17 protein-coding genes are annotated in these 14,235 nt (G+C 30.5%); 5 read left to right on the top strand and 12 right to left on the bottom strand.

Features of this window, described 5'->3' with window-relative positions; all coding sequences use genetic code 11:
* The first annotated feature begins 9 nt into the window (after positions 1-9).
* On the top strand, positions 10-699 hold the full coding sequence (locus F7018_RS06725) for a hypothetical protein (RefSeq protein WP_150899247.1): 690 nt from the start codon (positions 10-12) through the stop codon (positions 697-699).
* Positions 700-784: 85 nt separating this feature from the next.
* Here F7018_RS06725 and F7018_RS18415 read toward each other — a convergent pair whose 3' ends face one another.
* A complete protein-coding gene (locus F7018_RS18415; RefSeq protein ID WP_175578672.1) occupies positions 785-943 on the bottom strand; it encodes a hypothetical protein in 159 nt (52 codons plus the stop codon).
* A gap of 515 nt (positions 944-1,458) precedes the next feature.
* Here F7018_RS18415 and F7018_RS06720 point away from each other — a divergent pair.
* The 4 genes from F7018_RS06720 (at position 1,459) to F7018_RS06705 (ending at position 5,355) form a co-directional block, all read left to right on the top strand.
* Positions 1,459-2,007 (top strand): RNA polymerase sigma factor, encoded by a 549-nt coding sequence (locus tag F7018_RS06720; RefSeq protein WP_150899246.1) that lies wholly within the window; start codon positions 1,459-1,461, stop codon positions 2,005-2,007.
* The gene (locus F7018_RS06715; protein WP_150899245.1) at positions 1,991-2,527 is read left to right on the top strand and encodes a hypothetical protein; all 537 of its coding nucleotides are present in this window, start codon (positions 1,991-1,993) and stop codon (positions 2,525-2,527) included. Before F7018_RS06720 ends, F7018_RS06715 begins: the two co-directional genes overlap by 17 nt.
* On the top strand, positions 2,514-3,845 hold the full coding sequence (locus F7018_RS06710) for a hypothetical protein (RefSeq protein ID WP_150899244.1): 1,332 nt from the start codon (positions 2,514-2,516) through the stop codon (positions 3,843-3,845). Before F7018_RS06715 ends, F7018_RS06710 begins: the two co-directional genes overlap by 14 nt.
* An 85-nt stretch (positions 3,846-3,930) precedes the next feature.
* The gene (locus tag F7018_RS06705) at positions 3,931-5,355 is read left to right on the top strand and encodes a serine hydrolase domain-containing protein (RefSeq protein WP_150899243.1); all 1,425 of its coding nucleotides are present in this window, start codon (positions 3,931-3,933) and stop codon (positions 5,353-5,355) included.
* A gap of 61 nt (positions 5,356-5,416) precedes the next feature.
* On the opposite strand, the gene F7018_RS06700 is transcribed toward F7018_RS06705, so the two are convergent.
* From F7018_RS06700 to F7018_RS06650, 11 genes are all read right to left on the bottom strand, one after another.
* Positions 5,417-6,364 carry a ketopantoate reductase family protein gene (locus F7018_RS06700; protein ID WP_150899242.1) on the bottom strand — a complete coding sequence of 316 codons (948 nt, stop codon included), beginning with the start codon at positions 6,362-6,364 and terminating at the stop codon, positions 5,417-5,419.
* 66 nt (positions 6,365-6,430) lie between these two features.
* Positions 6,431-7,012 (bottom strand): Crp/Fnr family transcriptional regulator, encoded by a 582-nt coding sequence (locus tag F7018_RS06695; protein ID WP_150899241.1) that lies wholly within the window; start codon positions 7,010-7,012, stop codon positions 6,431-6,433.
* A gap of 111 nt (positions 7,013-7,123) precedes the next feature.
* Complete coding sequence (locus F7018_RS06690; protein WP_150899240.1) at positions 7,124-8,593, bottom strand: serine hydrolase domain-containing protein; 1,470 nt, start codon at positions 8,591-8,593, stop codon at positions 7,124-7,126.
* A gap of 63 nt (positions 8,594-8,656) precedes the next feature.
* Positions 8,657-9,142, bottom strand: a complete 486-nt coding sequence (locus tag F7018_RS06685; protein ID WP_150899239.1) for a hypothetical protein — start codon at positions 9,140-9,142, stop codon at positions 8,657-8,659.
* Between the two features lie 237 nt (positions 9,143-9,379).
* Complete coding sequence (locus F7018_RS06680; protein WP_150899238.1) at positions 9,380-9,982, bottom strand: hypothetical protein; 603 nt, start codon at positions 9,980-9,982, stop codon at positions 9,380-9,382.
* A gap of 47 nt (positions 9,983-10,029) precedes the next feature.
* Complete coding sequence (locus tag F7018_RS06675) at positions 10,030-11,004, bottom strand: DUF4240 domain-containing protein (protein ID WP_150899237.1); 975 nt, start codon at positions 11,002-11,004, stop codon at positions 10,030-10,032.
* A 12-nt stretch (positions 11,005-11,016) separates the two neighbouring features.
* Positions 11,017-11,574 (bottom strand): hypothetical protein, encoded by a 558-nt coding sequence (locus tag F7018_RS06670; RefSeq protein WP_150899236.1) that lies wholly within the window; start codon positions 11,572-11,574, stop codon positions 11,017-11,019.
* 106 nt (positions 11,575-11,680) lie between these two features.
* A complete protein-coding gene (locus tag F7018_RS06665) occupies positions 11,681-11,941 on the bottom strand; it encodes a hypothetical protein (protein WP_150899235.1) in 261 nt (86 codons plus the stop codon).
* 3 nt (positions 11,942-11,944) lie between these two features.
* Positions 11,945-12,499, bottom strand: coding sequence for a hypothetical protein (locus F7018_RS06660; RefSeq protein WP_150899234.1), 555 nt, complete (start codon positions 12,497-12,499; stop codon positions 11,945-11,947).
* A gap of 379 nt (positions 12,500-12,878) precedes the next feature.
* Positions 12,879-13,580 (bottom strand): DNA-binding domain-containing protein, encoded by a 702-nt coding sequence (locus tag F7018_RS06655; RefSeq protein WP_150899233.1) that lies wholly within the window; start codon positions 13,578-13,580, stop codon positions 12,879-12,881.
* 263 nt (positions 13,581-13,843) lie between these two features.
* A complete protein-coding gene (locus F7018_RS06650; protein ID WP_150899232.1) occupies positions 13,844-14,170 on the bottom strand; it encodes a hypothetical protein in 327 nt (108 codons plus the stop codon).
* Positions 14,171-14,235: the final 65 nt, after the last annotated feature.

Below are 14,235 nucleotides of genomic sequence, written 5' to 3'. Positions count from 1 at the left end.
CTTAAAAAGATGATTCCAAACTTACCCTTATACATTTCAATTTCATTTATATTACTTACAGTGTATACAGTTTTTATGTTTATAAAGTCCAATAAACTATCAATTACCACTGTAGCAATTTCTCTAGCTTGGATTATTCTTATTTCCATTTTGTCATATATAGGAGTTTATCATTTTAAAGAAGGAGATAGTGTTTCTCGGTTTGGTCTAATCATTATACCAACTACAGTATTTATTATGTATTTACTTAGAACTAAAACAGTTTATAATAATAGAGACATTCGTTGGAGTACAGCACTTCATATTGTCCGATTTCCTATAGAACTATTATTATTTCAATTAGCAATAAGAGAATGGCTTCCTGTGGAAATGACTTACAAAGGTTGGAACTTCGATATTATACCAGGAATAACTGCCATTCTATTAGTTGTTTGGATGCATTATAAAACAATCAATAGGCAACTTTTAATAGGTTGGAATATTATAGGAGTATGCTTAGTGCTATTTGTTTTTATCAATGGTGTATTATCTCAAGAAATGTTATACGAAAGATATGGATATGCTGTACCTAACAGAGGAATAGCTTACTTTCCAATAATTTTGTTAGCGGGAGTCATAGTTCCTGTTGTAGTGTATACGCACATTTCAGATATTTTGTTGCTTATCAAAAGAAAGACTATTATTGAATCACTAGATTAAAAAGGGCTAAGAAGAAGAAATTGAATAGCTATAGTAGGAAAGGTATTAATAAAAAAAGCGAACCAAAGTTCGCTTAAGTTTTTAATTATAAGACACCAAATACACAAACACAATTTTCGTCTCTATAATAACCTTCTGGACAAGGAGTTGTTGGTAAAAGGCAATCATCATTGAAACCTCCATTAATAGCTTGTTGTTCTGATTTGTTTAAGGTTGTACCTAAGTTTGAAATGTTCTTTAACATGATTTAAATTTTTAATTTCCTCAAACTTATAAATAAGCAAACAACTATATCGTAAAAAAACCGTAATAAAAGTAAGGAATTACCTTACCTAACTAAAATTAACATTTAAAAAAGAGAAGAAATAATTTTATAAAACTATTTCTTCTCAAAATTTAACTATTACGTAAATAAAATCATTAAGATAATTTCAATTTACATAACCTAAGATATATATCATTAATAGATAATCTTTCCAATATCGACTAGATGCCAATAAGTATAGTTAAAATGCCTTTATGTGTATTTGATTGTAATAATTAAAGAAAAAAATACCCACCATAAGTGGGCATTTTTAAGGGGATGTTAAACTAGTTTTTATTCTTGCTTATCATCCCATAAAAAAAAATGATGTCAATAAGATACAAAAAATAAATTACAAGTAATAGTTTACAATTTTTTGCAACGCTTTAAATTCTCTGTTGTCTTTAAGTATGTAGATTCTTTTTGAGGGCTACTTACAATTAACGAAACAGAATATGGATCAAGTAACATTGATTGAAGAATGCAAATCAAATGATAAGAGGGCTCAAATAGAGTTGTATCGAAAATACAATCAAGGTATGTATAATGTTGCGATGCGTTTATTACGGAATGCAGAAAATGCAAATGACATCATCCAAGAATCTTTTTTAAGTGCATTTAAAAATATCCATCAATTTAAAGGAGAAGTAACCTTTGGTGCTTGGCTTAAGAAAATAGTGATACATAAATGCCTCAATTATTTAAAGAAGAAAGAATTTAATGTAGTAGCATTGGATGATACCTATAATTTGAGTTTAGAAAAAGAAGAGGATAATTGGGATTTTGATACTTCTTTGGTTTTAGAAGATATAAAGAACTGTATAGATAAACTTCCAAGTAAATATCGATATGTAGTGATGTTGTATTTGATAGAAGGCTATGATCATGAAGAAATATCTGAAATTTTAAATATCTCGGTAATAGCTTCAAGATCAAGGTTAATGAGAGGGAAAAATAAATTAAGACAATTACTAAAAGTAAAAGGATATGAGACAGGATCTTAAAAAACTATTTGAACAAGATCGTTTAGTAAATCATAAACGAAAAGAAAATCATGAAGACCTTTTTATAGAGCAGTTGTATAAAGAGTTACCCTTAAAAAAGAAAAGTGCTTTTTCAATGTTTAGCATAGCAGCATCTATTATAATTCTTATAGGAATTGGTGTTGTGGGGTATATAATCATGGATAAGACAGTTGATAAAAACCAAGTTCAAGAAATATATTCATTAAAAGACATTTCACCAGAATTGAAAGAAATAGAAAGCTTTTATGTAACCAATATTAACCTAACTTTATCGCTTATAGGAAAAAATGATAAAAACGAAGCGTTTGTACAGCGCTATCTGAAACGTCTTTCTTTTTTAAAGGAAGAATATAAAAGTCTTATTGTAGAAATGAATGAGGAAGGGCCCAACTCACAAAGTATAAGTGTTTTAATAAACAACTTAAAACTACAATTAGAATTGTTAGAAGAATTAAAAGAAGAGTTAAGTATAACAAAAGAGACATATGAAATTATATAAAGTATATACATCGGTAATTGTGATTTTTGGATTGCTATCCTTGTCCAATAGTTATGGGCAAGCTTTAACCAAAACAAAGCAATATCAATTTGCAGTAAAAGAAGGTACAACTATTGAACTGAATAGTAAGTACACCAATATAGAATTGGAGTTAACTGATACTAATATTGTAGAAATAGATGCAATAATGGATGTTGAAGGACTGACAGCAAAAGAAGCCACTGCTTATTTTGAAAAATGGGTGTTAAAAACAGATAGAACTTCTAACAAGTTACAAATTAATACTTCGTTAGAAAATAAGAATACTAAAAGCTTACAAAGGCATGGGTATTACCAAGGCTTTTTTATAGATAAAACGCAGTTTGATGAAATTCATAATGAAATAAAGAATTATGAAAAAGAAGATTTAACCAAACCATTAAAAGAGGAAAGAGAAATATTTGATTTTGATGCTTATGTAAAAGAAGGAGATGCGTATTTATTGAAATGGCAAAAAATAAATAAAGAACCTATAGGAAAGCGTTGGTTTCGTAAAACGAAAAAAGAAAGAATAGAGTTAAGACAAAAATCAAAAAAAGCAAAACGACCTAAAAAAGAACTTGTAAGTCCTAAGGAAAAGTTGAATGCCAAGTTTAAGAAGAATACACAATCTATAAGAAATGTAAGGTCATTACCAGAGAGAGCGATTATTAATAAAACATTGAAAATAAAAATACCTAAAACAGCATTTTTATCAATAAAAGCAAGACACGGGAAAATTGTGATACCTAAGACTATAACTAATTTAAAAGCAGACCTAAGTTATATTTTACTGCAAGCAAATGAATTAAGAGGAACAAATACCTTTATAAAAGGGAAGTACTCTAATTTTGAAATTAGTTCATGGGAAGCAGGATACTTAGAAACAGTATTTTCAAACTTTACACTTATTAAAAAAGTAAAAAGTATGGAGCTTATTTCAAATACTTCAGTCGTTTCTATAGATAAGCTGACAAAAAGAATCAATGCCAAAGGAAGTTTTAAAATGTTAAGTATAGATGCTTCACAAGAAATAGAGCAAATGGATATTGTTGTTGAGGATAGTAAAAAGGTTTGGATAAAATTACCTCAAGTAGCTTATGACTTAAACTATGAAGGACTTGATTCTAAATTAATTCATCCAAAAAAGTTTTCTTTAAAAACAATGACTCCTAAAAAACAACAAATCAAGTATACATCACTTAATAATAACGAACGACAAATAAACATAAAGTCAGTTTCTAGTACTATGCAGATTTATGATATTCCTTGGGAGAACTTAAAGATTAAAAGTTTATAAGATAACTTTCAACAAGGAAAAGCAAATTCCTAATTAGCACAAATTTTACCAAACAAAAACACAATCAATATAAATACATTTATATATGAAAAGGATTTTTATGCCCTTAATTTTCTTCTTTGTTTCTATTTTAAGCAATGCACAGAAGAGCGAAACAAATTATAACGATGCTTTTAAATTAATAGAAGTATGGTTGGAAACACAAAAAGATTTTGAAAACATTCCTAGTTTAACGGCTATGGTAATTAAAGATCAAGAAATTCTTTGGTCTAAAGCTTTCGGAAGTTCAGATCTATCTAGAAAACGCAAAGCAAGTATAAATACATTGTGTAGTATTTGTTCCATTACAAAATCATTTACAGCGGTGGCGATTATGAAGCTGGTAGATGAAGGAAAGTTAGATTTAGATGCTAAGCTAAAGGATATTCTTCCTTTTTATAAGGTAAAACAAAAATTTCCTAAAGGAGGAGCAGTAACAGTTCGTTCATTATTAGCGCACTCGTCAGGTTTACCAAAAAACACAGAACACAGTTATTTTACAGGTCCCGATTTTAGATTTCCTTCACAAAAAGAGTTTCGAGCAGCTTTAAAAAATATGGAAACCACAAAAGAAGTGGGAGCTGATATAAATTATAGTAATATAGGTTATGCATTGTTAGGGGAAATAATAGAAGAGGTTTCTGGAATGCCTTATGAAGTATATTTAAAAAAAGAAGTGCTAACTCCTTTGAAAATGTCTAGCACTTTTACAGAACAGCAAGCAAAGAACAAGCATATTCAACAGGCAACAGGGTATACAGCTGTAAATAGGAATAGAACACGAAATACAGTCAATACTTTCAATACAAAGTCAATGAAACCAGCTATGGCACTTTGGACAAATATTCATGATTTAGCTAAATATGTTACTTGGCAATTTCGATTACATGACGCAACAAAAGCTGAGGTTTTACAGCCTTCAACCTTAAAACAAATGCACAAAGTTCAAGCAACTAGTAAGGATAAAAGAACTACATGGGGCCTAGGCTTCGAAATCATAAAAGGAAGTAATGGAGATCATTGGGTATCACATGGAGGTACCTGTCCAGGTTTTGTGTCTGCTATGCAACTCAACTTAACTACTAAAATGGGGTTTATAGTGATGATTAATGCCAATAGAACTCATCCGTTTAAATATACAAGGGGCATACAACAAATTTTAAGCAAAGCTCCACTCGCAAAAAAGAAGAGTAGCAAAGTAAACTTGAAAGATTATACGGGATATTATAATATGAATCCGTGGAATAGTATGGTTTATGTGTCTACTTGGGGAGAAGGCTTGGTAGTATTACAGTTGCCAGAAAACTCACCTAAGTACGGAATGCAATTCTTTAAACATATCAAAGGAGATACTTTTCGTCGAATTCATAAGAATGGAGACTTGGTAGAAACATTTGTTTTTGAAAGAGATCAAAAAGGTAAGGTATATCGATATAAAGAAGGAGGGAACTATAAGAACAAAATTCAATAGTTCTTTGACGTAAATATAATAGCGATTTTAGTTTACTGCTAAAATCGCTATTAATTTTATACTATATTATATTATGTATGGTTTTAATGTCTTGATATACCTTTTGGGTAAAAGAAGTATGACTATTGGTTTCTTTTCCGTACCTAATAATAGCACCAGCAAATAAATTTAATTCATTTTCTTTTTTGCCAGAGTTTACATCAAGTTGTAAAGAGGTAGGTGTTTGCGATGGAAATGTAGAAGCTTTTTCAAATGTTTTTTCAATAATGTCATCTGCTAAGTGAATGCCTTTTTTATCGGCAATAGATTTTATCTCAGCCATAATTTGCGAAGCTTCCTCTTTTTGCTCTTCAACAGTACATATAGCACCAATAGAGGAGTTGTATTTAGCGGTAACCAAACCAAAACTAGCAATAAAGATAAATTTAGTCCAAATGTCAATTAAAGCATTCTCTTTAAAATCGTAATTTATTTTACTGTTCTCCATCAAGTCTATAATCCAATTTAGATCTTCTGAAGAATGTTCAGGATCTCTACCAAAGATTAGTTTCCCTGATTTCCCTTTGTGCTCAACAATCCCTTTTTCTTTTATATGAGAAGCCACATAAACACAGGAAGGTAAAGTGGTATTATGAGGAATAATGGTACGGATTCGATCATAAATATCGGCACCATTCATCATAGGAATCAAAATAGTATGTTGATTAATTACGGAGGTTAACTGTTTGCAAACATTTTCTAAATCATACTCTTTTACACAAATAAAAACTACATCTGGTTGTTGAATATCTGAAATATGTTGGTGTATAAAGTCAGGTTGGGTATTACTGTTTTTATGCTCAGGAGAGTGTAAAGTAAGTCCTTTCTTTTTTACAGTTTCGTAGGTTTGAGCTCTTGCAACAAACGATATTGTATTCGTTTTAGTTGCTTCGTTTTCCTGAGATATTTTAAAACCAAAATAACCTCCAACACCACCTAGCCCAATAATAACAATGTGTTTTTTACTCATTTTTAAATATTTTTTTACAAAGATGAATACTCTGTTGGAAATAAATACTTGCCAAATGACAAGAAATTAAATTTTGCTTACTTCTTTCCTAATTCTACTTAAACTACTATCGGTAATACCTAAGTAAGAAGCAATAATTTTAAGAGGAACATGTTGAAAAATATGAGGTTGCTCTTTAAGCAAGTTTAAATATCTAGTTTCTGCTTTTTGACTAGCCATTTCAATTAAACGATCATTTAATTTAGAGTAATTAATCACAAACAAAAGCCTGCTAAATTCTCTAAAGTCTACAATATTATGAAAGTTGATTTGTACATTTTCCAAACTAGTTTCCCAAAAAGAACAATCGGTTATGGTTTTATATATTCCTTTAGTAGGTTGCTTTTTAAAGAAGGATAAAAAATCATTTACAAAACAAGGAGCAGAATAAATATTAGTAGTTACTTCTTCATTGTCTTCATTTAAAATATAAGACCTTACATAGCCTTTTTCTAAAAAATATGTTTTGGTACTAATAGTATCTTTATTTAATAAAATAGTGTTTTTAGTTAATGTAAAATCACAAAATGGTTTTGTAATTTCTTCAACAACCTCTTTTTCAATAGGAAATAAGGAATGGAAATAAGTATTCAGTATGGTTTTGTCCATTAATTTTCTCAGTTGCTTGGTTTGGAGTTCGTGTAATCATGCACATAACTGAGAACTAAAGTACTAAAACAAAGGAAAATCCTCTTGGACTTTCCTTATAAGTATTAGTTTTTAATTATTCTTAACCAAGTCATCAAGTTTTTTTTGCGAATCGGTATAGCCCAACTCAACGGCTTTTTGATAACTTTTAATAGCATCCTTAGTTAAATTATGGGCTTTATATCCATCGGCTAAAGAGTCCCAAAGGTTACCGTCTTTAGGATATAGTTTTACATTCTCTTTAAATAATTCCAATGCCCAATCTTGATTCTTATTCGATTTAAGGATGAGGTAGGCAGTAGTATTTAAAACCCCCGAGTGGGTAAAATCATCTTTGTATTGCTCTTTTAAAATAGCAATTAATTCTTTGTGTTTATTAGAAGGGTGTTGTTTTGCATACTCCAATATAAATGAGAAAATATTGTTTTGTATTGGTTTAGGAACATAGTTTTCATCCAATAGCATTTTTGCAACAGGATAGGCAGCAAATTCAACTCGGTCGCTATTGGCATTGGTTGCATATACAATATAAATATCTTCTTTAGGAAACCATATGAGCGAATGTGAATAAGAACCATTAGATCCGTTGTGAGCTACTCTTTTAATATTGTTTTCTAAAATTCGAACACCCCAACCACAGGCATAAGCATATTTATATTTTCCACTTGAATAATGAATTACAGGAGTAAGCAATTTTTCTAAAGATGCTTTCGATAAAATTTTGTGCTCCTTTAAGGCTTTATGCCAAAGAAGCATATCGTTTTGAGTAGAATTGATACCGCCATTAGCTTTCAAATGCCAGTTAACTCCTTTGTCTTTTTGATAACGAAAAATAGGCGATTTCCCTTCAATAATACCTCGGTTATAACTACGAGAGATTTGATTGGTATCCCATTTTGGTAAAAGATATCCGGTTTGTGACATTCCCGCAGGTGTAAAAAGATAGTTGTTTAAAAATACCTCATAAGGTTGACCAGAAGTAAGTTCTATAATTCTCCCAAGTACACTATAACCAACATTAGAGTAAGAGTATTTTTCTCCAGGTTTGGATAATAAAGGTGTAGCAAAAAGTTTTTCAAAGAAGTCTTTTTGCGATATTTCAGTAAAATCACGACCAATAGAATCTGTAAATCCAGCGGAATGAGCAAGTAATTGATGAATTGTAATATTTTGTTTGTCGGTAGGAAGCTCTTTAAAATACTTGCTTAAAGGATCGATTAGCTTTAGTTTGCCTAACTCAGCAAGTTTTAAAATTGCAGTAGCAGTAAACTGTTTGGTATTAGAACCAATATCAAAAATAGTATTCGGGTTGTTAAGACTGTTAGTTTCTTTATTGGCAATACCATACCCCTTATTAATAATTGTTTTACCGTTTTTAACTACAGTAATAGCGCCAGAAAAACCATTTTTGGTTCCAGTAGTAAAATAGTTATCTATTCTCGAAAATAGGGTAGTAGTAGGAGTTGCTTCTTGTGCCTGCAGTTGATGGAGATTACTTTGTAAAACACCAGCTAAAGCAAGGAAAAGGAATGTTTTTTTCATGATTAATTTCTAAGTTTTCTGTTTAGACGACTTGAAATTAAATCAGGTTACATTGTTTAAAGTCTAGTTACTTAACAACAAGCTTTCTTCATGAATAACATAAATTTCACCACCAAATTCATAATCTAAAGGAGAAGGAATTGTTTTGGTTTGGTTTAGTGCTGATGAAATTAGAATGTTTACTTTTTCTTTATTCTCAAAATCAATTATTATTCTTTTAATAATCAAACCAGCTTCGTCAATATAGATTGCGTTAAAATCGGAAACTTTTGAATTAAGAACTTTAATCCACCTGTTAGTGGCTTCCCAAGTTATTATTTCTTCTTCTTTAATGTATTTGTTTTTCTTAAAAAAGCCTTCATCAAACTCAAAGTATTCATCATTTTTCCAACCTAAATTCCAGCAGTATCCATTTTCCATTTGAATATTGATTGCGTGATCAAAAGTATCAAAGCCATCAAAATAAAAACTTCCTTCATGGTCGTTTACTTCACTATAAACTACTTTAACTATTTTTTGACCTACGATATTTTCTTTTATTTCTTTCATTTGAGTTGTAAGGAAACTATGTTATGATTTGACTTTTTGCTTTCTTTTTTCAATTAAAAAATAAATAGCATTTACAATAAACCAAAAGATGAATTATATCTAAAAATAGGTTTTTAAGATTCCATCCCGAGTTTGGGATGTTATTTCCGACAACCCAATATCCATTTGATAGGTTTTATACCTGTTTATTGAAGAGTTTATGTCAAATAATTTTTTTATAATGAATAGGTACTTATTCTATTCTTCACTTTTAAACTTCAAAGAATAAAAGCCTTCCATCATTAAGTCAGAATGTTTTTCCTTATCGTTACTCATAAAGGTGATAATAACATCGGCGGTATTGTCTTTATGCAAATAAATAAATTGACCATGTTTATATCCTTTTCCAAATTCTGAATTGAAATTTAAAAAACACGATCCTCCATCGTCTGCATTAAATTCTTTCTTTACAGCTTGTGGAGGAAAGCGACCTATGTTATACATCTGTCCACCTGTCATATTTAAAACATTCGCTTGAATTCTCCCTTTATAAATATTGTTAGGAGAAATCATCATTGAACTTTCATCCTTTAAAGATGCTTCATAGGCTTTCAATGCAGCCTTTAGTGGCCAAATAGTATACCTTATCTCCATAGAAGCATCCTTGTTAATTACGGCAAAAGAATATCCTAAATTAGGATTTTCTTTAACCTTAGTAACTTTATAACCAACGGGCATTTTAAAAACAAGTCCAGAAGAATCACAAAACTCTTTGAATTGATCTAGGGTCAACTGTTCTTGAGCAATTGAACTTATAGTAATTAAAATTAAAAGGTTAAAAAGGAAAAATGTTTTTTTCATTTTTTGAGTATTTGATTTATTGTTTTTTAAGAGTTTAGCGTTGATTACTATTCCATTCCAAATGTAGCCCATAGTTTAGGGTATCTATTTTTCAAATCATCAGAATCTTCATCCCATTCTTCTCCTGTTATATTAAAGTTTTCACTAATACCAATAGACATTTCTTTTCCTGTTTTTTCTTCATAAACACTAGTAGCTATATAGCTTAATCCTTCCCAATCTCCATCATTTGTATCCTTGAGTTCTGTAAGAGATTCTATATTAATTATAGCATTTTCAAAAACCGATTTTCCTTGCCCAATTAGCCAACCTCTGAAATCTGAAAAACAATCATCAGAGCAACCTCCATTTATAATATAAGCGGCAGCCCAAAAATCCCAGTTATAAATATTTCCCCTTAAGGTTCTGAATTTATTATCAAATTCTAAAACTTCATTAGCTGTTAGTTTATATAACTCTTTTTCAAGTTCAATTTGTTGTTGTTCGTAATCTCCTAGACTCTTGTTTTTAGTAGTTTCAATAATGTTCCAAAACTTATTCGTTTCCATAATACTATCATAAGAAGAAATAACTGTTTCTACATTTGTGTTTTCAATCTTTTTAGAGATTATAGTTTGTTCAGTTGAAAAGCTTCTTGTACCACTATTCTGAAAATCAAAAAAAGCCTTATAACTACTAGAAAAACCAAAATGATGAATAGCCATTGAGTAGATAAAAATCATTACGATTAATGGAATTTTATTAAGAATAGGAGCATTGATAGTAAAAAAGCTTACAGAGGCTATTAAAACAGCTATAGAAAATAATACTAATGAAATATTTTTAGCCCAGCTTTTCCCTTTATATACCATTATTAAAAGCCCAAGAGTTAAAGAGAATCGTACTAGTTGACTAATAAGTTTTTTGACTTCTATTTCTGGTCTTACTGAATGATAGAAATAGATAGTGTGGATTGAAATCAATAAAATACTTATTGAAATCAATATGGTTCTTTTCTTTCCTGTGTTGATTAAATGATTCATTTTGTGTGTAGTTTACTCTTCGATAGCTTCAATTCCGTATATTTCATTTTTATTTTCAGGATGTAATGTTTTCATTGTTTGAAAATAATCAGACCTAAACCTATTTAAATCGGATAAACGATCGGTCGTATAATGAACTCTAGTTCCATTAAAAGTAATTTGTAGAACTCCCAACTTTTTAAGACTTTTTCTTTTTTGGTTTCGTTTTAAGAATTCTTCAAATTTCCATATAGTATCAGTTATGGGAATTGTTTTTTCATAATAAAGTTCCCATTTAGGGTTTTCTTCTAAAGTTTCTTCTCTGTATTCGGTTTTTATTTTTAAGGAGTCTGATTGTTTTGTAATTTCAATTCGTTCAAACCCTCTATACGTACAAATAGAATGATTAAACCAAATTTTGAGAGTATCTAATTCAGTCATTTTAGCCTTGAAATCAGTAATGTCTGTTGCTAGATTAATTTTAGGAGAGGCGGTTTCAACTTTTTTATCTGTTTCTTTTTTACAAGAAATGATAATAAAAAAGAGAAGTGATAATTTAAGTAAATTATTAAAAACTGTATTAGTTAGCATTTTGTTCTTTTTCTTAGCGAAGTGCTAATATACCAAATAAAAAAAGATACCTTTCTAATTCATAGAAAAGTATCTTTATATGTTCTAAAGTGTTGCTAATAAATGCTTACAGGAATATCGATTTAGCTTTTAAAATAATATCGGTTCCTAGATTCCAAATTTTAGCAAACTTTTGGTTGTCTTCACTAGCTTCTCCAATAATAGTACTTAGTTCCGCTAATTGTTCGTTGGTAATAAAAGTTTCGTCAGAAAGTCCAAGGTGAGTAGGGAGTCCTAAGTTAAAAGGATTGCTTTCCGCTGCTTGCACTTCTTTTTGAGCTTGTAATAAATCTTTTAAAGCTTTGACATATTTTTCTTGAGGTGTCATAATCTATTTTTTTACGCGGTTGAGAAGCTCTTGTGTTTGTTCGTTTATAAAATCGCTAGGAAAGGGAACGTTTTGTCCAACCAATTCTAAATAAAAAGCTCTTTGCGAAGCATTTAAATCTGTTAGCGATCGGGTCATTTCTAAATTAATAGCATTCAGCTTTACCAGTTTGTTCCAGTTGTCACTGTCGGCATAGCCTTTGATTAATTCTTGTTTTATTTTACCAGCCATTTCCATTGCCTCGTTAAATTGCTGATTGATTTTAGCAAAGGCGTCCTTTTTTAACACAGTAATATTGCCTTTTCCAGAAGGATCATTCACTTGTAAAGTAATTTTTTTAATTTCCAATTCTTTTATAAAAAGCAACCTATTACGACGCTCGTTGTACCAGTTTTCGGTTAATTCAACGACGGTTTTTTGGTGTCGCTTTTTTAAGAGTTGAATCCCTTCTTTTTCTTTTTGCATTGCCATGGCAAACTCTGGGGGGATAGAAGAACAACTACCCAATAGTGCAAAGAGTATGCTAAATGATACTAGTTTGATACTTCTTGTTTTCATGATGTGTGTTAGTTTAGATAATAAATAATATTCTTAACTAAGGGGAAACAAACCTACCATTTTATAAAAAAGGTTTTTTGAGAAAACCCGTACTTAAAGTAAGGTTTTACCTTACTTTTTTTATGTAGAAATCTTTAAAGTACCCTTTTTTACAAGAGTCTCCTAAAAATACTTGTTAAAACAATCGGTTTTCTTGTTGGATTAACTCACTCGTACGAGTGAGTGTTGCTCACAGGTACGAGTGAGCAGAGTTCACTCGAGTGAGTGACTAAAGCTCACCCGTACGAGTGAATTTTATAAAGATTGTACAGTAAAATTATAAGTAGGTATAAAAAAGAAACCCAATTGCTTATGGCAATTGGGTTCATGAAGCCTTTATTTAGGCTACATTGATCGAAAAAGTAGTGTCAGTTATTCGTACTTCTTTTAAATATACGCCACTGTTTGCAGTAGCTTGAGTTTTTATTCGGATTCGATAATCGCCCGAGGTTAGCGTAGGAGCTTGGGCAATAATTTTAGTAAGACCGTTTACTACTAAGTGTTCTACTTTAGTTTCGGTGTTGTCTTCCGCAACAAAGTATAATCCTATGTCGGCATGTTCACCATCTATTCTTAAACGACTTCCTCTCAACTCAAAAACACCCTCTGAGGTAATAGAGGTATTTACAGTATCCGATTTAATATCTTTTACATGTGTAATTTCTGTACTTGCAGGTGGAGGAGATACCTTTTTTAAAGGTATGTTTTCTGCTAAATCCTTAATTAATCGACCACCGTTAAGGTTGATTTGCAGTTTGTGTTTGTCGTCTGTAAAACTGTCTTCATCCGTATCAAAAACACCGGTTATAGAATAACTGATATTGGCAATAGGTAAGGTAATATTATCACCGTCGTTAATACATTGGATTACTTCTTCATAATAAGAGTTTAATACAGCAACAATGTCTGTTTTACTTACCAAGTTACGTTTGCGTAGCATTTTGGTAATTAGCATGTCCTGATCAATAGTGCGTTCTACTAATACGCGTGCTAAATAGTTGTCTTCGTCTGTTAACTTGTTTTCAGATAAGTAGTACTTCATTTCCTAGAATTTTTAAATTAATAATTACATTTTTTTGGCTAATTAATAGCACAGTTGTATGTAAGGTTATTTAAAAATTGAATGTAGTATGAAGGGTAATTTTAGTAAGGGACATAGCAAATTAGCATGTACATACAATTTCTATAGCGGTACTAATGTAATGAAAAAAATGTATAAACGACTGATTTTGTACGAGTTTTTAACGTTTTTTTGACGATATGCCCCGAAAAAGAGCTTTTTTTAGTGTTCTTGTTTTAAAAGGATTATAAACCTCGTTCTTTTATTTTGGTTTTTATTTTACTAAGGATGTTAGTTTCAAACTTGGTTTTAGCATCATTGTTTTTCCACCACCAAAAGTATTCATTGGCAGCAATCCATCCTTCCGTACTATTTGCATCTTTATAACCTGCAAAAGCAAAAGTAGTATGGCTTTTATTTTTTTTCCTAATCCAAGTATGTATGTGTTGTTGGTTGTCTTGGTATTGAAAATAGATGGAGTACCAATAACTATGTTTACCATCTGGATACCTCACTGGTTGTGGAGCAATATCTTTATGTTCAGATTTAACTTCTTTTATAATAGCAATCAAAGTATCTTCAGGAACAGCTAATAGGTAAGTTTCTGCTTTAGCATAACTTCCTGGTGATAATGACC

This window comes from Tenacibaculum aiptasiae (assembly GCF_008806755.1).
Lineage (GTDB): Bacteria > Bacteroidota > Bacteroidia > Flavobacteriales > Flavobacteriaceae > Polaribacter > Polaribacter aiptasiae.
This window is presented reverse-complemented; position numbering and strand designations above follow the sequence as displayed.

Coding starts and splice junctions, on each gene's coding strand:
- F7018_RS06725 (WP_150899247.1), top strand. CDS start 10: ATGATTCCAAACTTACCCTTATACATTTCAATTTCATTTATATTACTT.
- F7018_RS18415 (WP_175578672.1), bottom strand. CDS start 943: ATGTTAAAGAACATTTCAAACTTAGGTACAACCTTAAACAAATCAGAA.
- F7018_RS06720 (WP_150899246.1), top strand. CDS start 1,459: ATGGATCAAGTAACATTGATTGAAGAATGCAAATCAAATGATAAGAGG.
- F7018_RS06715 (WP_150899245.1), top strand. CDS start 1,991: ATGAGACAGGATCTTAAAAAACTATTTGAACAAGATCGTTTAGTAAAT.
- F7018_RS06710 (WP_150899244.1), top strand. CDS start 2,514: ATGAAATTATATAAAGTATATACATCGGTAATTGTGATTTTTGGATTG.
- F7018_RS06705 (WP_150899243.1), top strand. CDS start 3,931: ATGAAAAGGATTTTTATGCCCTTAATTTTCTTCTTTGTTTCTATTTTA.
- F7018_RS06700 (WP_150899242.1), bottom strand. CDS start 6,364: ATGAGTAAAAAACACATTGTTATTATTGGGCTAGGTGGTGTTGGAGGT.
- F7018_RS06695 (WP_150899241.1), bottom strand. CDS start 7,012: ATGGACAAAACCATACTGAATACTTATTTCCATTCCTTATTTCCTATT.
- F7018_RS06690 (WP_150899240.1), bottom strand. CDS start 8,593: ATGAAAAAAACATTCCTTTTCCTTGCTTTAGCTGGTGTTTTACAAAGT.
- F7018_RS06685 (WP_150899239.1), bottom strand. CDS start 9,142: ATGAAAGAAATAAAAGAAAATATCGTAGGTCAAAAAATAGTTAAAGTA.
- F7018_RS06680 (WP_150899238.1), bottom strand. CDS start 9,982: ATGAAAAAAACATTTTTCCTTTTTAACCTTTTAATTTTAATTACTATA.
- F7018_RS06675 (WP_150899237.1), bottom strand. CDS start 11,004: ATGAATCATTTAATCAACACAGGAAAGAAAAGAACCATATTGATTTCA.
- F7018_RS06670 (WP_150899236.1), bottom strand. CDS start 11,574: ATGCTAACTAATACAGTTTTTAATAATTTACTTAAATTATCACTTCTC.
- F7018_RS06665 (WP_150899235.1), bottom strand. CDS start 11,941: ATGACACCTCAAGAAAAATATGTCAAAGCTTTAAAAGATTTATTACAA.
- F7018_RS06660 (WP_150899234.1), bottom strand. CDS start 12,499: ATGAAAACAAGAAGTATCAAACTAGTATCATTTAGCATACTCTTTGCA.
- F7018_RS06655 (WP_150899233.1), bottom strand. CDS start 13,580: ATGAAGTACTACTTATCTGAAAACAAGTTAACAGACGAAGACAACTAT.